Source organism: Candidatus Symbiopectobacterium sp. NZEC135, assembly GCF_025962695.1.
In genome coordinates this window covers 1-536 of the sequence record NZ_JAGFPF010001433.1, presented here as the reverse complement: position 1 = coordinate 536, position 536 = coordinate 1, and the positions used below count along the sequence as shown (strand labels likewise).

At 56.9% G+C, this 536-nt stretch carries 1 pseudogene; it reads left to right on the top strand.

Going from position 1 to position 536, the window contains the following annotated elements:
• Positions 1–442, top strand: a pseudogene (locus tag J5224_RS34685) (UTRA domain-containing protein); the annotation flags it as partial.
• Positions 443–536 lie beyond the last annotated feature (94 nt).

The following is a 536-nucleotide window of genomic DNA, read 5'->3' as shown; positions in this document are numbered from 1 at the left end:
ATCGCCGAAGAGATTGCCGAACGTGGGCATCGCCACAGCAGCCGCGTATTGGCGCTGCAAAGCCTGAAAGCGGAAAGTGAGCTGGCAGAACAGTTTGATATCTCGCCGGGGCAAACGCTGTTCCATTCACAGATCGTCCATTACGAAAACGATCTTCCGGTCCAACTGGAAGATCGCTACGTCAATCCAGTGGAAGCGCCGGACTATCTGCAACAGGATTTCACCACCCGCACCCCCTACACCTATCTCAGTCAGGTAACACATCGTGGAAGCTTTTATTCCTGACGACCACCAGCGCCAGGTGTTGGCGTTAGATCCGCAAGAGCCGTGCCTGATGATCCGCCGCCGTACCTGGCACGACGCACGTATTGTTACCGTCGCTCGCCTTATCTATCCCGGTTCACGCTATCGCCTGCTGGGCCGTTTCAAGACCCACGGCTGATGGCTGTCAGGGGTTGCTCTCGCGGCGAAATACTGCGGTGTAGAGCAACCAGGCATCCTCAGTCAGTGGCGTGAGATCGCGTTGAGGCTGTTGG